The organism is Streptomyces sp. NPDC090798 (genome assembly GCF_044768965.1).
In the GTDB taxonomy this organism is placed as follows: Bacteria; Actinomycetota; Actinomycetes; order Streptomycetales; family Streptomycetaceae; genus Streptomyces.
The window spans coordinates 182,719-199,459 of the sequence record NZ_JBIVXA010000004.1 but is presented as its reverse complement, the minus strand read 5'-3'; the positions used below and the strand labels follow the sequence as shown (position 1 = coordinate 199,459).

Below are 16,741 nucleotides of genomic sequence, written 5' to 3'. Positions count from 1 at the left end.
CCCCCACGGCCTTGTACAGGCACAGGCACCAAGGAGCACAGAACAGATGACGCCTCGTCACCAGCGCAGTCTGACCCGCCGCAGGACTCTGTTCGCCCTGGGCGGCGCGGCCGTGGCCATTCCGGCGATCGCGACGATCGCCCCGCACGCCCTGGCCGGTACGACCGAAAACTCCGCCAAGGCCGCCGGCGGTTCTCTCCCCCTGACGATCGCCAACAGCAACGGCTCGTTCGACAACACGTCGGTGCATGTCTACATAGTCGGCAACCAGGACGGGAAGCAGGTCCGCGTCACGCAGGACGGCACCCTCGCTCCCATCTCCCTGTCGGACAACGGCGCGGACGGGTTCACCGACTACGCGCTCACCCTGGCCGACAGCGGAGAGACGCAACTCTCCCTCCCCTACATGTCCGGCCGCATCTACGTGGCACTCGGCGAGAAGCTGAAGTTCAAGGCCGTCGCGGACGGCAACGGCAACGCCGCTCTCCAGTACCCGGCCGGCTGGGTCACCTCGGACCCCAACTACGCGGTCCTGCACGACTGCGCCGAGTTCACGTACAACTCCGCCGGCATGTTCTGCAACACGACGATGGTCGACATGTTCAGTGTGCCGATGAGCATTCGTCTGAACGGGGACAAGGAACAGACCACCGGTACCGTCCGTGACGGCGGCCGTGCGGCCGCCTTCAGCGCCGTGAAGCAGGTCGAGGAGTTCGCGCCGCTGGTGGTGGACGACGTTCGCATCATCGCCCCCGGTCACGGTCTCGACGCCGGCCTGTTCGCCAAGGACTACTTCGCCCCGTACATCGACGAGGTATGGAGCACCTACACCGGCAAGGACCTCACCGTCACCACGAACGCAGGCACGTTCACAGGTCGGGTGCGCGGCGACAAGTTCACCTTCGAGGGACCCGCCGCCGTGTCCTTCAGCAAGCCCTCCACCCGTGACGTCCTCTTCTGCGACGGGAACCTCGCCGCGCCCAACGACGGCACGACCGGCCCGGTCGCCGCGGTCCTCGGCGCCGGCTTCAACCGCTCCACACTGCTCAGCAACGCGGCCCAACCGAGCACCGCCGCAGGCGACTTCTACCGGGCCGAGCTCACCAACCACTACGCGAAAGCCGTCCACGCGGCCACCGAGGACGGGAAGGCCTACGGCTTCGCCTTCGACGATGTCGCCGACTTCGCCTCCTACATCCAGGACACCGCCCCCACGGGGATCCGCCTGACGCTGACGCCGTTCTAGGGGCTGTCCACCGACGAGGAGCAGGGGTTCATCGGGCTGTTCGTGCCGTTCGTGCCGTTCGTTTCCGTGGGGAAGGGCTTGGACGGAACGTGGGTCAGGTGGCGATGTCCATGCGCTGGGTGCCGATGACTTTGAGCAGTTGCAGCGTCCGGTAGGCGCGGGAGTCCGGTTCGGCGGTGAAGATGATCAGCTGCTGGTCCTGGCCCGGCACGGTCAGGACGTCGAAGTCCAGCTCGATCGGCCCGACTTGGGGATGCCGGATCTCCTGGTGGTCGTGGTGTTCGATGCGCAGCTCGTGGGAATTCCACAGCCGGGCGAAGTCCTCGCTGCCGGCGAGCAACTCGTCGACGAGGGCGTGGAGTTCGGCGTTGTCCGGGTAACGGGCGGTGGCGACGCGCAGATAGCTGACGGCGGCGGTCACGAAACGGTGGGGCTGGGTCATGCCGTAGCCGCGGTGCTCGGGGTCGGGGTGCAGGAAGTAGCGGCGGATGACGTTGCGGTCCGAGCCGGTCAGGGCGGAGAAGTCCTCGAAGAGGGCTGCCGCCAAGGGATTCCAGGCCAGAACTCGACAGGTGTTGTCGAGCACCAGGGCGCCGGCGTCGGTGAGGCGCTCCAGCAGATTCAGTGTGCCGGGGTCCACGTCGCGGGAGGGCCCCTGGACAGGCTCGGGTGCCGCCTCTCCGGCGAGGCGGAAGAGGTGGGTGCGTTCCTGGTCGGACAGGCGCAGCGCGCGGGCGATGCCGGTCAGGACGGCGTGCGAGGGATGGCGTCCTCGGGCCTGTTCCAGGCGGCTGTAGTGGTCCACGGAGATGTGCGCGAGTTGGGCGACCTCTTCGCGGCGCAGCCCGGGGGTGCGACGCCTGGGTCCGTGCGGCAGGCCGACGTCCTCGGGGCGTACGCGTTCCCGTTTGCCGCGCAGGAAGGCCGCGAGAGCGTGCTTGTCCATGGTCACCACGGTACGGCGGGGCGCGCCGGCCAGCCACGGACTCTCGGTCCCTGGATACCGCCCGGGCCGTCACCGCAGGGTGAAAGCGCAGGCAGAACGACGTGGAAGCAAGGGAAAGCACATGGAACGACGCGAGGACAAGGTCATGCGGGTACGGAGGACGGGCGCGAATGACCATGTGGGCGGCGTGGTGGCCGAGCACAGGGTGACCGGCGGCTCTTGCGCGACGGCCCACGGGGCACGCCGGTGAGCGCGGCACTGACGGTGGCGGCCGTGATCGGCGTGGTGGTGCTGGCGGGTGCCGCCGCGTACGGGTACTTCCTGCACAGCCCCAGCCCCGCCGAGCCGCGGCTGAGCGCCCCGGTGACGGTGGACACGATCACCGTGGGCGACCGGACGCGTGCCTACCGGGCCTTCGTGCCCGCGGATCTGCCGCCCGGCTCACCCCTGCTGTTCGTCCTGCACGGCTCACAGCAGGACGGGAAGACCATCCGTAAGGCCACCGGGTACGGCTTCGACAAGCTGGCCGAGCGGCACAAGTTCGCCGTGGTCTATCCGGACGGCTACAAGCGAGGCTGGAACGACGGCCGGACCTCCGCGGTCACCCCCGCCCGAAAAGAGGATGTCGACGACGAGGGCCTGATCGCCGCGCTCGTCGAGCGGTTCGGCCGGCGGCACGGCATCGATCCCGCCCGGGTGTTCGTCACCGGCTTCTCCAACGGCGGGCAGATGGCCTTCCGTCTCGCCGCCCGGACGCCGGAGAGGATCGCCGCCATCGCCGTGATCGGGGCGGGCCTGCCCACCCCGGACCAGTGGGCCGTCACCGAGCCGAAGCACCCGCTGCCCGTCCTGCTCATCGCCGGAACGAGCGACCCGATCATGCCGTACGAAGGCGGCGAGGCAAGCATCTTCGGCTTCCAGAAGCGCGGCACCGTGCTGTCCGCCGAGGCTACCGCCCGTGCCTTCGCCGAGGTCAACGGCATCACCCGGCGCCCGATCAGCCGGCCGCCCACGGAGTTGCCCCTGGACGGGTCCGGCGACGCGGACGGTCCGTCGGTGATCGAGACCCGCTACAGCCAGCACGGCAAGGCCCCCGTCGTGGCGTTCACGGTCTCCGGCGGCGGCCACACGATCCCCAACCCCGACTACCGCTTCCCCCGGCTCATGGGCAGGACCGACCACACCCTCAATGCCCCGGCCGCCATCTGGGAGTTCTTCAACGGGGCGATGGAGGCGGACGCCCCTCCACCTCCGCAGTAAGAACCTCGGGGTGGGGACCGCGATCCGGGCGGCCAGGTCGTCGGCCACAGCGGTGGGGGCGACACCACGGGACACATGCTCGCAGGCGCCGACGTCAGCGGAAATGGAGGCGATATCGGTAGTTCCCGCAGCTCAGAGCCTATCCGTGGGTCAGTGGCGATATCCCGTTGGGAGGTGTCACAAATGCCACTGGGAGGCGATCGGGCAGCCGGTTAGCGTCGGGAGCGTCCGGCGCGAAGACCGGCTCCGCCACACCTGAAGGACCTTCCATGCACGTCCAGATCGTCTTGTTCGATGGCTTCGATCCGCTGGATGTCATCGCCCCCTATGAGGTGCTGTACGCCGGCGGCACCGCCTCGGGCGGCGCGGTGACCGTGGAACTGGTCTCCGCCGAGGGGGCACGTGAGGTGGTCAGCGGTACCGGTGGCCTGGCACTGCGCGCCGCTGCCACACTCGACCCCGCGCGTGCGGGCCTGATCCTGATTCCTGGCGCCTCGGGCCGTGTCGGAGAGCCCGGCGAGGTCCCTGACCAGGAGGTGGGGGCCGGAGAGTGGCGGCAGGACGAGTTCATCCCCGTGCTGCTGGGCCGCACCCTGACCACCGAGCTGCCCACGCTCATGAAGGCGGCGATGGGGAATCCGGAGGTGACGGTCGCCGCGGTGTGCGGTGGTTCGCTCGTCCTGGCCATGGCCGGCCTGCTGGAGGGCCGCCACGCCACCACCCATCACATGGGCCTGGACATGCTGGACGCCACCGGCGCCCACGCCGTCCACGCCCGCGTCGTCGACGACGGCGATCTCGTCACCGGCGCCGGTGTCACTTCCGGACTCGACCTGGGCCTGCATCTGCTGGAGCGCGAGGTGGGCCCCCGGATCGCCCATGCGGTCGAGGAGTTGTTCGCCCACGAGCGCCGCGGCACGGTCTGGCGCCACCAGGGCCCTGCGCCCACCGCCCTCTGACCGGCCTCTCGCACACGTCCTACCCGCTCCGCACCGTGAGGAAGAACAACGGCATGCCCATCGAAGGCACCTGGGACCTGTCCATCTCCACCCCCATTGGCAAGATCAACTCCGTGGTCGAGCTCCGTCGGCAGGACGGTGTCCTGACCGGGGCCGCCCACGGGGCGGGAGAGCAGGTCCCGCTCGACGACGTCGCTCTCGACGGCGAACGGCTCACCTGGAAGCAGGCCATCACCAAGCCCATGCGCCTGAACCTGGCCTTCGTCCTGACGGTCGACGGCGACACGCTCACCGGCACCTCCAAGGCCGGACGTCTGCCGGCGTCCAAGGTCACCGGCCGTCGTCGCACCGTTCGGGAAGAGGCCGCGGGCGGGTGAAATGCGACCCGCAGCCTCCATACGCGGCAGGCACCCCCGAAAACGGGGGAGCCGAACTCCTCGAGTCGCTCGACGTTCCCTCCACAAGCACCAACATGCCGGTCTGCCAGGCCAGTTGATTAAATGCCACCCGCACGATCAATCGCCCTGGGACCGGACGGGCTCGTGACCTGTGGGGCCGTGACCGGTGGCCAGATTGTGCTCGACCTGTTCGAGTCCTTCCAATAGTGCCCTTTGCTGCGTGGGTGTCATCTGGGCGGTCGTGATCGCTTCGAGTTGTGCCCACAGCTGCTCCACCGAGCGTCGCAGTCCGTTGCCGGCGGCGGTGGTCTCCACCAGCGTGGCTCGCCCGTCGTTCGGGTCGGGTCGGCGGCGGACGAACCCGGCCCGCTCGAGGCGTTGCACGGTGCGGGTCATGGCAGCCGAGTCCGTGTCGAAGACCACGGCGAGGTCCGCCTGCCGCTGGGGTCCGGTGTCCCACAGGTGCATCAGGAGCAGTTCGTGGCCGGGATGCAGTCCGACGGCCCGGAACAACTGCCTTGCCTGCATGACGTGCAGCCGTGTTACCCGGATCAGAGCGTTGCTGATGGGTCCGCTGCCGGCAGCGGTGGCGGAGGGGGCGCCTCCCCGGCCGGGCTGTCGTGAAGTCATGGATCATCTTACTGTGCTGCGGCTTCGGACCGGTTCGCGCCGGCCGGCGGGCACCGCCGCGCGGTGAGGGGTCACCGCCGGGTGAGCAGCGCCATGTCGTGCTGGTCGAGGGTGATGCGCGCGGCCTCCATGTTCTGCCGCAGGTGGCTGAGAGAAGCGGTGCCGGGGATCTGCACGATCGAGGGCGAGCGCGCCAGCCCCCAGGCGATGGCCACCTGGAAAGGGGTGGCCCCGTGACGTTTCGCGACGTCGAGCAGGTCACCATCGTCCAGTGGGCTGTGGCCGCCCCCCAGCGCGAAGAACGGCATGAAGGCGATGCCCGCTCGCGCACACTCGTCGACCAGCGCGGCGTCGCTTTGCTCCAGGATGCCGAAGCGGTTCTGAACGGCGGCGACCGGTGCGATCGAACGGGCCTCGGCGAGTTGTTCACTGGTGACGTTGCTGACGCCCAGATGCCGGATCAGTCCCTCGTCGCGCAGTTCGGCAAGTACGGCGAAGCGGTCGCCGAGCGGAGCGGCGGTGAGCACCCGCAGGTAGACGAGGTCGAGGATGTCCAGGCCGAGCTCGGTCAGGTTGCGCTTGACCTCGGTTCGCAGCTGAGCGGGGTCGGCCTCGCCGTGCATCTTCCCGCTCGGCAGGCGCATCGGACCCACTTTGGTGGCGATTGAAAGGTCGGCGGGGTAGGGGCGGAGTGCCGCGCGCAGGATGTCGTTGGCGTGGTTGTCGCCGGTGAAGTAGAAGGCCGCGGTGTCGATGTGGCACGCGCCGAGTTCGACGGCGAGACGTGCGACCGCCACCGCGGTCGCACGATCGCTCGCGGGGCCGCCCCAGCGGCCGGGGAGTTGCATTGCCCCGAAACCGAGGCGGGGGACGGCAAGTGTGCCGCCCAGCCGGAACGTGCTCTGCGGCGGATTGGCGGGGGGTGTGGGCATACGCATCCGTTGGTCTCCAAGTCGAATCGGTCACCGAGCGGCGCCGGCCGTTGCCATTTCGCCAGGCCGACGTCTCGTTGCGCAGCGCAGCCGACGACTGCTCGTCGGTCAGTGGTTCGAGACCGGGCGGCTGAACGGAACGGTGTCGCCCCGGCAGGTGTGAGTCGCTGCCGCGCGCCGGGGCGTGCCGCGTGGTTCTCGGTCTCGTGTCGGCCATTTTACTGTCCAGGACATGTAGATGCCTCCGTGGGATCGTTACCCCATGGATGTCAGTCTAAGTCGCTCAGGTCCCGTCGTCTCGATGGAATAGATCCGCGATGTCGAGCATTATGCTGTCCGGAACAGCAAATGGACTCGGCCTCCTGCCCACCTGTGCCGTGCCGCGACCCATGACTCTGTTTCTCATCCCGTTCAAGATCATCCGTAATCGACGTGAGGTACAGCGATGAAGGCAATCCAGATGACCGAGCAGGGCGGCCCCGAGGTGCTGCGGCTCGTAGAGCTCCCTGACCCGCAGCCGGGGCCCGGCCAGGTACTGATCCGCGTGGAGTCCGCTGCGGTCAATTTCTCCGATGTCATGCGCCGCCGCGGCGACGTCTACCCGGTGGCCACGCCGTCGCCCTTCGTGCCGGGCGCCGAGGTGGCGGGCACCGTCGTCGCCCATGGGCCCGGCGTGGAGGGCCCGGCGGTCGGTACCAAGGTGTTCGGCAGCGTCGGCGCCGACGGCTCCGGCGGATACGCGGAGCTGGCGCTCGCCTACGCCCCCAGCGTGATCCCGATCCCTGCAGGGCTCGACTCCGACGCCGCGGCGGGCATCGTCGTATCGGGACTGGCGGCGACCGTCATTCTCACCGAGCTCATCGGGCTCCGAAAGGGCCAGAGCGTGTTCATCCCCGCCGCGGCCGGGGGTGTCGGCCAGTACGCCGTGCAGATCGCAAAGCTCCTGGGCGCCGACACGGTGATCGCCGGCGCCAGCACTCCGGCCAAGCGTCGGATCGCACTCGGCCTCGGGGCCGACCACGCCGTCGACTACACCCAGGACGACTGGCCGGAAGAGGTGCGGGAACTGACGGGCGGTGTCGGGGTGGACGGCGCGCTGGAGATGTCGGGCCCGGCCCGCCTGGCCCAGACGCTGCGCGCCGTGGCCCCGTTCGGACGTCTGGTCGTCCTGGGCTCGGTCAGTGGAACCACCGAGGGCCTGGACCCGGCCGCACTGGCTCCGCTGCTGTATGACCCGGCTCCCAGCCAGTCCCTGATCGGCTTCAACCTGGGTATCTGGTTCGAGCACCGGCTGCCGGAGGCGGGCGCGGCGCTGCACCGCCTGGTGGGCTGGGTCGCCTCGGGCGAGGTGCGCACGCCGGCCACTCAGTCGCTGCCCCTCGCCGAGGCGGTTGAGGCCCACCGTCTTCTGGAGACCGGCCAGACCACGGGCAAGCTCATCCTCAAGCCCTGAACCGTCGGGCCGGCCCTCCACCGCGACCGGCTCCGGCTGTCTCGGCCGGGCCGGCCCTCGCTCCCCCGTCCGGGAAGTCGTGCATCACCCGCGACGGGCCTGGCCGGGTTGGCGGGCCACTGGTCGGTGCCGTCGCCACTACGGCGGCGGCGCCCTGCCGGAGCTGCCCTGACGCTCCCACAAGCTGACATCAGTCGACGTGCCCAGCTCCACCCTCCGCTTACTGACCCCGCGATGAACCACCGCTAGAGTCGCCCGGTGACCGCGGACGGCAGGAGCGTCGAGACGAGGAGCCCGGACGATGGACCTGGAGCTTCGGCACCTACGGACCTTGTGTGCGATCGCCGACGCCGGGAGTCTGGGGCGGGCCGCGGCACTCCTGAAGTACTCGCAGCCGGCGATGAGCACTCAACTGCGCCGGATCGAGCGGCTCTTCGGTGAGGACTTGTTCGTGCGTACGGCGTCGGGAGTCGAGCCGACCCAGTACGGTCTTGAGGTCCTGACTCAGGCGCGCGACATTCTGGCCCGTGCGGATGCCATCAGGCGCCGTCCGGCGGGGGACGGCGTCGGAGCGCCCCGGGCCCTGCGCCTTGCGGCGACCAACTCGCCCGTCCTGTCCGGCATGGTCGTCCGCATACGCAGCCGAAGGCCCGATCTCACGCTGACGGTCAGCAGCGTCTACCCGTCGTCGGAGATAGTCGAGCACTTGGAGAAGGGCGAGCTGGACGCCGCGATCGCCGCGGACTACCCCGGAATGGAGCTGCGGCACTCCGCGGCCGTGGCGCATCGCGAGATCGTCAACGAACCCGCGTTCGTAGCCCTGCCCGCCGGTCACCGGCTCAAGCACCGCATGGAGGTCCCCCTCGCCGAACTCGCCGACGAGGCCTGGTTCCTGACCCCCGACGACGGTGCCGGCTGGCCGGGCGTGTTCTACGCGGCCTGCGCGGCAGCCGGGTTCACGCCCGCGGCCGTCCATGAGTACCTCGGAGACCGGCTCCAGCTCCAGGACATGATCGCCGAGGGACTCGGCGTCTCCATCGTGCAGGCTACGACCCGGCCGAACCAGGGCGTGATCGTCAAACCGCTGACCGGCACACCGCTGTGGACCCGCTATCTGCTCGCATGGCGCCGCGACCAGGTCACGGAGGACATCACGGAGACACTGTTCAGCTCCGCGCACGCGTCCTACCGCGACCTCATCACGCGGTCGGCGCACTTCCAGGCGTGGGCGGCGCAGACGTTCCATCTGCCGCGTTCCTAGGTCCGGCGGCGCCCGCGCCTGGGGACGCAGGGTCAGGCCAGGAGCTCGCCCATCCACGTCTCGATCGACGACGCGGTGCGCGGCAGCGCCGACGACATGAGGCGGGCGCCGTCCTCCGTGACGACCAGATCGTCCTCGATGCGCACGCCGACGCCGCGCAGCTCCGGCGGCAGCGTCAGGTCGTCCGGCTGGAGATACAGGCCCGGCTCGACGGTCAGGACGTGGCCCGCCTCCAAAACGCCGTCCAGGTACTGCTCGGCACGGGCCGCGGCGCAGTCGTGGACGTCCATGCCCAGCATGTGCCCGCTGCTGCACCACGTGTAGCGGCGGAACAGACCGCTCTCGGGCTCAAGGGCCTCGTCCGGCGTCACCGGGAGCAGGCCCCAGGAGTGCAGCCCCTCGGCGATGACCCGCATCGCAGCGAGGTGGAAGTCGCGGAAGCGCGCGCCCGGCCGGACCGCCGCGATACCGGCGTCCTGCGCGGCGAGCACGAGGTCGTAGAGGTCGCGCTGCGCGGCGGTGAAGGTGCCGCTCACCGGAAGGGTGCGCGTGATGTCGGCGGTGTAGAGCGTGTCCGACTCGACGCCGGCGTCGAGCAGCAGCAGGTCACCGGGATGCACCGGACCGTCGTTGGCGATCCAGTGCAGAACGCACGCGTGCGCTCCGGCGGCGGCGATCGTCTCGTAGCCGAGCCCGTTGCCCTCGAGGCGGGCACGCAGGCCGAAGACGCCCTCGACCCAGCGTTCGCCGCGCGGATGACGGACGGCCTCGGGCAGTGCGCGCACGACGTCGGTGAATCCGGCCGCCGTGGCGTCCACCGCGATCTGCAGCTGCTCGACCTCCCACTCGTCCTTGACCAGGCGCATCTCGGACAGGAACGAGGCGAATTCGAGGTCGGCCTCTTCGCGGCCGGTGCTGTCGACGAGCGCGTCGACCTCCGGGTCGACGCCGCGCAGCAAGCGGGTCGGCCGCGCGTCCTTCAGCCGGGCGGGCACGTCGTCGAGGCCCTGGGTCGCCACGCCGAGCAGTGAGGAGGCCTCGTCGAGGGTGGCGCGAGGGCCGACCCAGATCTCGCCGTAGCGGCGGTCGCGGTAGAACTCCCCGGTGTCGCGCGGGGATCGCGGACGGACGTGCAGCACCGCCTCGTGACCCGAGGCGGTCGGTTCGAGGATCAGGACGCTGCCCGGCTCGGTTCCACCCGTCAGGTACGAGAACGCGGTGTGCGGCCGGAACCGGTAGTCGCAGTCGTTGCTGCGCACCTTGAGGACGCCTGAGGGAACGACGAGCCGTTCGCCGGGGAAGCGCGCGGACAGCCGGTCGCGCCGCTTGGCCGCCCACGGTGCGATCGACTGCGGGGGCGGATCGGCTCGCGGCGAAGACTCCCAGTTCCCCATGAGGAACTCGGCGAGCGCCGAGGAGACCGGAAGGTCGTGCGAACCAGTGTGGAGCGGCTTCTTCGTCGTCATACCGGGATCGTAGGGAGCGGGGGGCCGCCCCGCCCCATACCGTTTTCCCGCCGCAGCATAACACGAGGCGAAGGTCTGCTCGGCGTCCCGCCCTGGCCGTCAACCGCCCCTGCGGGAACGGATGTTATGGCCCGCCCCTCCATTGTCGTATCCCTCAGTCCGTTGTCATTGGTCACGGTGAGTGGGACGTTCCCCCCACGCTCGCCGCTCGTGCTCGAAGCGACCCCCACTCACGAAGGAGCATTGATGCGTCGTCGACCTGCCCTGCCCGGGTTCCGTCCCGGAAGTCCGTCCAGATTCGCGTCCGGATTCCTGGCCGTCAGCCTGGCGGTCAGCGCCCTGACAGCAGGAGTGCCGGCCGCGCCGGTCCTCGCGGCAGCCGGACCGAAGACCGCCACAACGGCTGCTCCCACGACCACCGCCGTGACCAAGCCCGAGCCGCGTGCGCTGTCGCCGCTCGGCGCGAACACCGCTGCGTCCGATCAAGCGGATGTCCGGAGCGGGCGACTGGCCGCCGCCCATGTCCGCCCGCTCAGCCCGCAGTTGCCGCGGACCTCTTCGGCCTCGAAGGCCGTACGGCCTCCCAAAGCCACGAAACACGCGGCAGCCGCGTCGTGCACCCCGGCCGACTTCGGCGCCCGTACCGGGTCCGAACTGGTCGCGTACATCAAGGACTCGACCACCGACTGCGTCAATACGCTGTTCGGCATCACCGGCACGGACGCGCGCAACGTGTTCCGCGAGGCGCAGATGGTGACCGTCGCAGGCGCCTTCCAGGGCGCGTCGCAGACGTATCCCGGCGACAACTCCACCCATGTGTGGCAGCTCGTGCTGTTCCTGCGCGCCGGGTACTACGTGCAGTACAACGACTCGGCCGACGTCGGCGACTACGGCCCGACCCTGGCGGCGGCCACCGAAGGCGGACTGGACGCGTTCACCGCCAACTCCCACTTCATGGACGTCAGTTCGGAACACGGCAACGTCCTGGGCGACGTCATCATCCTGACGGACAGCGCCAACGAGCAGGCTCGCTACCTGGACACGTACAAGCGAGTGCTGAACGCCTACGACAGCTCCTACGACACCTACTGGAGCATGGACACGGCCGTCAACGACGTCTTCACCCCGCTCTTCCGCGGCCACTTCAACCCCGCGTTCATCAGCGCGGTCACCGCCGACCCGAGCATCATCGACACGCTGAACTCGTTCACCCTGAACCACATGTCGATGCTGAGCGGGGCCTGGTACTTCATGGCCTCCAACGCCGGAACCGAGACCGCGCGCTTTCTCGACACGGCCGGGCTCCAGGACAAGGTGCGGCCGATGGTGAAGAGCCTGCTCGGCGCCTCCTCGATCACCGGCCCGACCGCTCCGCTGTGGGTCGGTGCCGCCGAGATGACCTCCGCGCACGACGCGGCGCAATGCTCGTACTACGACACCTGCGACCTGACGTCCAAGCTCACCGCGGCGGCACTCCCCATCACCTACAAGTGCGATGACGGGCACACTTTCCTGGCCCAGTCCCTGACCGACTCGGCGCTCGCCGAGGCATGCGAGAGCGTGCGGGGACAGGACGCCTACTTCCACGGCATTGTCAAGGACAGCGGCCCGGTCGCCGACGACCACAACACCAACATCCAGATCGTCGTCTTCGCGAGCCCCAGGGACTACCGGACGTACTCAGGCTGGATCTTCGGCAACAGCACCGACAACGGCGGCGAATACCTGGAGGGCAACCCCGCCGACCCCGACAATCAGGCCCGCTTCGTCGCCTACGTGAAGAGCGTGGGCGACGGCTTCCCGGCGGACATCTGGAACCTGAACCACGAGTACACCCACTACCTCGACGGCCGCTACGACGCGTACGGCGACTTCTCCGCGGGCCAGACGGTCCCGGACATCTGGTGGATCGAGGGCTTCGCCGAGTACGTCTCGTACAGCTACCGGGGCGTGCCCGACACCGAGGCGCTCTCCGATGCCGGGAAGCACACCTACGCCCTGAGCACCCTGTGGCAGAGCACGTACGCGAACTCCGACCTGACCCGCACCTACCCATGGGGCTACCTGGCCGTCCGGTACATGGTGGAGAACCACCCGGACGACGTGCAGGCCATGCTCACCAAGTTCCGCACCGGCGACTACGCCGGAGCCTATGCGGTCTACCACACCGCCATCGGCACCTGTTACGACGCGGACTTCGCCGCCTGGCTCGACACTTGCGCGGCCGGCGCCTGCCGGGGGAGCAGCAGCTGACCGAGCGCTGACGGCTGAGCCTGCCGCCGCCCGCCTCTGCCTCTCCCTGTCACCCCGCGGCCTGACAAGGCGGCGGGGTGACGCTGACCGAGGCCGGCGCTCGCTCCTCCATCGACGTCCGAGTGGGCGGGTGCGACCGCGGCGAGGTCATCCGGCTGCCGACCGATCCCGGACATCCTCCCAGTCATAGCGGGTGGCCACCGCTCGTGACTGCTTGAGCCGGTTCCCGGTAGTGATGACCGGCGCCGCCACCGCAGCACATCACAGCGTCACGGTCGTCCCCATCCCGGACGCGCTGCCCGCGAGCCACTGGTCCCATCCCAGGTTGAAGTCGGCGTAGCCGTTGTCGGCCGGGGCCTTGGCACGGGGCGAGCCGGTGATGGTGACGGGGTCGCCCTGCTTGACCTGGCCGTAGAACCACTTGGCGTCCGACATGGACAGGTGGACGCAGCCGTGCGAGCCGCGGGCGCTGCCGCTGCCCGGATTCGGGTCGCCGGTCGAGTAGTGCACGTACGTGCCGGACTGGGTCAGGTGGATGTCCCAGGGCAGCGTCAGGTCGTAGTAGTTGGGGCTGCCCTTGTCGCAGCTGATGCCGACGCTGCAGGAGGTCATGTGGACCTTCTCCTGCTTGTCGATGACGGCCATCGTGCCGTTCCACGTCGGATACTGGGCGCTGCCCGCATTGATCGACAGGGTGCGCACCGTCTTGCCGTTCCGGGTCACCCTCATGGTGTGCCCGGTCACCGAGACATCCGCGCGTACGTCGTCGCCGATCTTGAAGGTGTGCGTGTAGTCGTGCACCCCGTAGCGGCCGTTGCCGTTGCTGACGCCGTTCATGTCAGCGTCGATCTTCACCGTCGTACCGGAGGGCCAGTACGTCTTCGGGCGCCAGTCGGCGCGCTTGTCGCCGAACCAGTGCCAGGCGCCTGCCACCGGCTGTGAGGCGCTCACCTTCATGTGCTTCTCCACCGTGGCCCGTGCCTTTGCCGCCACCGGGTTCGTGAAGACCACCGAGATCGGCATGGCCACGCCGACCGTGGTTCCCGTCTGCGGGGTGATCGTATCCAGCAGCATCGGCGGGCCCGCGGGCTTCGTCGGTGACGGAGAGGCGCTCGCGCTCGCCTTTCCCGGCGCCTTCGCGTCGTTCCCGCTCGCCTTGCCACTGCCGCCCTCGCCGCAGGCACTCGTGCCCACCAGCAGCACACCCGTGACGAGTGCGATCCCTATGCCGCCCTTGCGCCGTCCCACGACGTGGCCCCGCTCTCTCGCTCTTCGGCCCTGACGGGCCCGACTCCCTGTCAGACAACGAGGGTGTGGGCCGCAGTTGCGTGCGTCGCGCAAAAAGTGTCTCAAGACTCGCCGGCACTGCCGGATCGGGGACGACGAGGGGGGAGTGCCGGTACGGACTGTGCGAGGACGACGGAGACGGGCCGGTCCACCCGTCCAGCCTGCGGCGATGTCGGCCGCGGTGTGCGTCGGCGTCGTCGGGAAGCGGGCTGTGCCGGGGGGCTCTATGTCCTTCGTCAAGTTGTCGTGATGATGGCCGGCATGACGGATGAGGTTCAGGGCTTGGGTCGTGAGAGCCGCCGGGGTTGGACGCCGCTGCACTTCGCGTCGGATGAGCAGGATGCCGCGGCTGTCGGCTCTCTCCTGGCGGCGGGCGCGGAAGTGGATGCCCCCGACGAGCAGGGCAATACGCCTTTGTGGCAGGCGGTGTTCACGTATCGAGGTGATGGCGCGGTGTTGTCGCTGCTGGTCGACGCCGGTGCCGATCCGGACATGGACAACCTTCATGGTGTGAGCCCGCGGCGCCTTGCCGGCTGGCGTATCGGTTCAGATGTCGCGGTGTATCTCGGGGATCGTCCTGTCTCGTAGGGCAGTTTCCGCAGGTCACGCGAGTTTGGCGGGGTGCGGCTCATAGAAGGTTCCGATCAGCCTCGGCGAGATGCCGCGCCTCATCCAGGACGCCGACCCGCCCGCTCTGCCCGGGGGCGCCTGGCGGGCATCTGCTTCGCGGGAGCCCGGCGCGACGATCATCCGGGCCCCGTCACAGGCGGCCCCGACAGGCCGCCGGGGCCGCCTGAATCCAGCTACAAGTGGCGGGGTGTGATCCGCGGGCGTGGAATGGAGGGGGCGGGGGCGGAAACGTGGAGGCGCCGTGGGTGTGACATCGCTGACCGAGATCCTCTCCGGACCTTTCAACGAGCGCTACGCCGTACCGGCCATCAACGTGTTCAACGACCTCACGCTCGAGGCCGTGCTGGCGGCCGCGGTGGAGAACGCGTCGCCGCTGATCGTTCAGACCTCCGTGAAGACGGTGAAGTCCATCGGCAGCGACGTGCTCTATGCCATGTGGACCGCGATGACCGCCGGCATCGAGGTGCCTGTCGCCCTGCACCTGGATCACTGCCCGGAACGAGAGGTCATCACCGAGTGTCTGCGGCGGGGATGGAACTCGGTGCTCTTCGACGCCTCCAAGCTGCCGGTCGAGGAGAACATGCGGCAGACCGTCGAGGTCGTCGCGGAGGCTCGCGCGTACGGGGCCGCGGTCGAGGGCGAGATCGAGTCGATCACCGGTGTGGAGGACGGCATCGGCAGCGACGTCGCCGCCGAGCAGCAGGACCTGGCGGTCGCGCTGGAGTTCCTGCGGACCACACAGGTCGACGTCTTCGCACCGGCGATCGGGAACGCCCACGGGTCGTACAAGCAGGCTCCGGTGCTCGACGCTCAGCGCGTGTCCGACCTCGTGGCGGCCTATCCGGTACCGATCGCGTTGCACGGCGGCAGCGGACTGTCCGACGAGCAGTTCCGCGACCTGATCTCCCGGGGGTGCGCGAAGGTCAATATCTCGACCGCCCTCAAGGAGACGTTCATGAAGTCGAATCTGGCCTTCCTGGAAACGGCGGCGGAACGGCAGAAGTGGGATCCGCCGTCGCTCTTCCGGGCCGTCCGCCAGGATGTCATCGAGTTGGCCGGTTCCCTGATGAGGCTCTTCGGCAGCGCCGGGCGGGCGGGCTGAGACCATGCCCGCACTCGTCTTCGACTGCGACGGCGTCCTCGCCGACACCGAACGCGACGGGCACCTGCCCGCATTCAACAGGACCTTCGAGGAATTCGGTCTGCCCGTGCGGTGGAGCGACGAGGAGTACGCGGAGAAGGTGAAGGTCGGCGGCGGCAAGGAGCGGATGCGGACACTGCTGACCCCCGACTTCGTCGTCGCCGCCGGTCTGCCCACCGACCAGGCCGCCCTTGACGAGCAGGTCGCGGCCTGGCACCGGCGCAAGACCGAGATCTACACGGGGATCATCCGCGGCGGAGACATCCCGCCCCGGCCGGGCGTGCGGCGGGTCGCCGCGGAGGCGCACGAGGCCGGGTGGACACTCGCGGTCGCCTCCACCTCCGCGGAGGCCTCCGTCCGCGCCGTGCTCGAACTCGCCGTGGGCCCGGAACTGGCCGCTCACTTCAGTGTGTTCGCCGGGGACGTGGTCCAGCGGAAGAAGCCCGCCCCGGACATCTACGACTTCGCCGTGCACCGGCTCGGCCTCGATCCGGCGCGCGTCGTCGTGATCGAGGACAGCCGCAACGGGCTGCTGTCCGCGCTCGGCGCCGGGCTGACCTGTGCCGTCACGACCAGCGCCTACACCCAGGAGGAGGACTTCACCGGGGCCTCCCTGGTGGTCACCTCGCTCGGCGATCCGCCGCCGGAGGAGACCGTCACCCGGGTGCTGCGCGATCCGCTCGGCGCCCACCCGGGGCCATGGGTGGTTCTCGCGGACCTGGCCGCCCTGCTCACCGCCGACGGCGACGCGGGCTCGATCGCATCGGGTCCGCCCGCGGCAGGCCCGCCCGCGGCAGGCCCGCCCGCGGCAGGGCCGCCCGGCTCCGCGCCGCCCGGCCCGGATCCTCGTTCGCACTGACGTCGCGGCAGTCAGGAGAG

General features: G+C 69.5%; 15 protein-coding genes. 10 read left to right on the top strand and 5 right to left on the bottom strand.

Going from position 1 to position 16,741, the window contains the following annotated elements; translation table 11 throughout:
* Positions 1-46: 46 nt before the first annotated feature.
* Positions 47-1,246: a beta-1,3-glucanase family protein gene (locus ACIQTP_RS11105; protein ID WP_403398563.1), complete on the top strand. Its 1,200-nt coding sequence runs from the start codon at positions 47-49 to the stop codon at positions 1,244-1,246.
* A gap of 94 nt (positions 1,247-1,340) precedes the next feature.
* Here ACIQTP_RS11105 and ACIQTP_RS11100 read toward each other — a convergent pair whose 3' ends face one another.
* On the bottom strand, positions 1,341-2,192 hold the full coding sequence (locus tag ACIQTP_RS11100; RefSeq protein WP_403398561.1) for a helix-turn-helix transcriptional regulator: 852 nt from the start codon (positions 2,190-2,192) through the stop codon (positions 1,341-1,343).
* A 246-nt stretch (positions 2,193-2,438) separates the two neighbouring features.
* Between ACIQTP_RS11100 and ACIQTP_RS11095 the strand changes: the two genes are divergently transcribed.
* From ACIQTP_RS11095 to ACIQTP_RS11085, 3 genes are all read left to right on the top strand, one after another.
* On the top strand, positions 2,439-3,452 hold the full coding sequence (locus ACIQTP_RS11095; RefSeq protein ID WP_403398559.1) for an alpha/beta hydrolase family esterase: 1,014 nt from the start codon (positions 2,439-2,441) through the stop codon (positions 3,450-3,452).
* A 269-nt stretch (positions 3,453-3,721) separates the two neighbouring features.
* Positions 3,722-4,411, top strand: coding sequence for a DJ-1/PfpI family protein (locus tag ACIQTP_RS11090; protein ID WP_403398557.1), 690 nt, complete (start codon positions 3,722-3,724; stop codon positions 4,409-4,411).
* 53 nt (positions 4,412-4,464) lie between these two features.
* Complete coding sequence (locus ACIQTP_RS11085) at positions 4,465-4,788, top strand: hypothetical protein (RefSeq protein ID WP_403398555.1); 324 nt, start codon at positions 4,465-4,467, stop codon at positions 4,786-4,788.
* Between the two features lie 138 nt (positions 4,789-4,926).
* Here the strand turns inward: ACIQTP_RS11085 and ACIQTP_RS11080 are convergent, their stop codons facing one another.
* Positions 4,927-5,439, bottom strand: a complete 513-nt coding sequence (locus ACIQTP_RS11080) for a MarR family winged helix-turn-helix transcriptional regulator (RefSeq protein WP_403398554.1) — start codon at positions 5,437-5,439, stop codon at positions 4,927-4,929.
* Between the two features lie 71 nt (positions 5,440-5,510).
* Positions 5,511-6,371 (bottom strand): oxidoreductase, encoded by an 861-nt coding sequence (locus ACIQTP_RS11075; protein ID WP_403398552.1) that lies wholly within the window; start codon positions 6,369-6,371, stop codon positions 5,511-5,513.
* A gap of 445 nt (positions 6,372-6,816) precedes the next feature.
* Here ACIQTP_RS11075 and ACIQTP_RS11070 point away from each other — a divergent pair, with 445 nt between their 5' ends.
* A complete protein-coding gene (locus ACIQTP_RS11070; RefSeq protein ID WP_403398551.1) occupies positions 6,817-7,824 on the top strand; it encodes a zinc-binding alcohol dehydrogenase family protein in 1,008 nt (335 codons plus the stop codon).
* Between the two features lie 301 nt (positions 7,825-8,125).
* Positions 8,126-9,085: a LysR family transcriptional regulator gene (locus ACIQTP_RS11065; RefSeq protein WP_402050551.1), complete on the top strand. Its 960-nt coding sequence runs from the start codon at positions 8,126-8,128 to the stop codon at positions 9,083-9,085.
* A 32-nt stretch (positions 9,086-9,117) separates the two neighbouring features.
* Here the strand turns inward: ACIQTP_RS11065 and ACIQTP_RS11060 are convergent, their stop codons facing one another.
* Entirely contained in the window at positions 9,118-10,551 is a 1,434-nt protein-coding gene (locus ACIQTP_RS11060; protein WP_403398549.1) for an aminopeptidase P family protein, read from the bottom strand.
* Positions 10,552-10,797: 246 nt separating this feature from the next.
* On the opposite strand from ACIQTP_RS11060, the gene ACIQTP_RS11055 reads away from it, so the two are divergent.
* Positions 10,798-12,804: a collagenase gene (locus ACIQTP_RS11055; RefSeq protein ID WP_403398547.1), complete on the top strand. Its 2,007-nt coding sequence runs from the start codon at positions 10,798-10,800 to the stop codon at positions 12,802-12,804.
* Positions 12,805-13,065: 261 nt separating this feature from the next.
* Here the strand turns inward: ACIQTP_RS11055 and ACIQTP_RS11050 are convergent, their stop codons facing one another.
* A complete protein-coding gene (locus ACIQTP_RS11050) occupies positions 13,066-14,052 on the bottom strand; it encodes an Ig-like domain-containing protein (RefSeq protein ID WP_403398545.1) in 987 nt (328 codons plus the stop codon).
* 300 nt (positions 14,053-14,352) lie between these two features.
* On the opposite strand from ACIQTP_RS11050, the gene ACIQTP_RS11045 reads away from it, so the two are divergent.
* The 3 genes from ACIQTP_RS11045 to ACIQTP_RS11035 all read left to right on the top strand — a co-directional run bounded on the left by ACIQTP_RS11045 (position 14,353) and on the right by ACIQTP_RS11035 (position 16,721).
* A complete protein-coding gene (locus ACIQTP_RS11045; protein WP_403398542.1) occupies positions 14,353-14,679 on the top strand; it encodes an ankyrin repeat domain-containing protein in 327 nt (108 codons plus the stop codon).
* Between the two features lie 283 nt (positions 14,680-14,962).
* Positions 14,963-15,823, top strand: a complete 861-nt coding sequence (locus tag ACIQTP_RS11040; RefSeq protein ID WP_402050566.1) for a ketose-bisphosphate aldolase — start codon at positions 14,963-14,965, stop codon at positions 15,821-15,823.
* 4 nt (positions 15,824-15,827) lie between these two features.
* On the top strand, positions 15,828-16,721 hold the full coding sequence (locus ACIQTP_RS11035) for an HAD-IA family hydrolase (RefSeq protein WP_403398539.1): 894 nt from the start codon (positions 15,828-15,830) through the stop codon (positions 16,719-16,721).
* Positions 16,722-16,741: the final 20 nt, after the last annotated feature.